Origin of the sequence: Lysinibacillus sp. NPDC056220 (assembly GCF_049315265.1) — a bacterium.
GTDB lineage: Bacteria > Bacillota > Bacilli > Bacillales_A > Planococcaceae > Lysinibacillus > Lysinibacillus pinottii.
Genome location: NZ_JBMOXD010000022.1, coordinates 1 through 1485, shown reverse-complemented (window position 1 = coordinate 1485; position 1485 = coordinate 1). Strand labels below are relative to the sequence as shown.

Sequence of the window (1485 nt, the reverse complement as noted above, 5' to 3'; positions counted from 1 at the left end):
TTTAGCGCCGATGGTAGTTGGGGGCTTCCCCCTGTGAGAGTAGGACGTCGCTAGGCAACAAAAACAGTCAGCTGTGTGCTGGCTGTTTTTTTATTTCATATGAAATACGTTTAAATTTAGTAAATGACAAAATTAAATAGATGCTATATAACTTCCTGATTTCTAAAAGAGGATACCTATCTATGAAATCATATTATTTTCCTCAATATTATAAATAATTCCCTTTTCGGCAATAGACTGTCTTCGACATTAAAATACAAATTTTAGTTCTAATCATCTATTTGGATTCTTATAATGTAAAGATTACGGGAAAAGGGAGAGGGAATTATGTGGATTGATGGTGTTTTTTCTGGAGGAGGTTTGAAGGGTTTTGCCCTTGTCGGAGCATATCAAGTACTAGAAGATGAAAATTTCCGTTTTAAACGTGTTGCTGGTACAAGTGCAGGAGCAATTTTAGCTGCGTTCATTGCTGCAGGATATAGCGGTAGAGAAATCGAAATGATGCTTGAAGAGTTAGACGTACCTTCATTACTGGATTCTAGAAGAACAATATTACCTTTCCCTTTTATGAAATGGATAAATGTTTATAATCATTTAGGTCTGTATAAAGGAAAGGCATTAGAAAAGTGGTTCTTCAAAAAGCTGGCCGAAAAAGGGGTGTATACTTTTGGAGATCTACCTAAAGATTCTCTAAAGTTAGTCGCGTCAGATCTAACCAATGGTAGAATGATTGTATTACCAGATGATTTACACAAGTATGAAATTGATGCTAAGAATTTTTCGGTTGCTTGCGCCTTACGTATGAGCTGTGGTATACCATTTTTCTTCGAACCAGTTACATTAAAGACTGGAAAAGGTGAATCAATAATTGTGGATGGTGGTGTATTAAGTAATTTCCCATTATGGATTTTTGACGATAGGGAGGGAAGAAAAGTACGACCAATTTTAGGACTTAAATTAAGCAGACGGAGAGAGGAACAATGTCCTCATGAAATAAAAAATGGTTTGAATTTGTTTGAAGCATTATTTTCAACTATGAAAGATGCACATGATGAAAGATATATATCAAGAAGACATGAAAGAGATATAATTTTTATTCCTGTAGAAGATTATAGTGCTACGCAGTTCGATTTAAATGAGGAAACAAAAGAAACGCTCTTAGAAATAGGAAGAAATCGTACCATACAATTTTTACGAAACTGGCCACGATTAAGATTATAAAAAACAATTATAATAACTATTGACCATTAATAATAAGCATGTTATTATATAAAAGTTGCTGTTGAGATATGCAGCTACTAAAATATAAAAATAAAATAACTGTTTGACAAACAATATAAAACATGTTATTATATAAAAGTTAACTCTTAACAAAGCAGTGAACTTAAAAATGAACCTTGAAAACTGAACAAGCAAAACGTAATCAATAAAGTTTTAAGTAGCTAGCCTAGCTAGTGAACGAAACAAAATTTTGGACATCAAAAT

The 1485-nt window shown here is 32.9% G+C and carries 1 protein-coding gene; it reads left to right on the top strand.

The genetic code is table 11. From position 1 onward, the window contains the following. Positions 1-327: 327 nt before the first annotated feature. On the top strand, positions 328-1221 hold the full coding sequence (locus tag ACOZBY_RS21790; protein ID WP_012291836.1) for a patatin-like phospholipase family protein: 894 nt from the start codon (positions 328-330) through the stop codon (positions 1219-1221). Positions 1222-1485 lie beyond the last annotated feature (264 nt).

Bases quoted from the DNA above. Each gene is read 5' to 3' on its own strand.
- ACOZBY_RS21790 (WP_012291836.1), top strand. From the start codon at position 328: ATGTGGATTGATGGTGTTTTTTCTGGAGGAGGTTTGAAGGGTTTTGCC.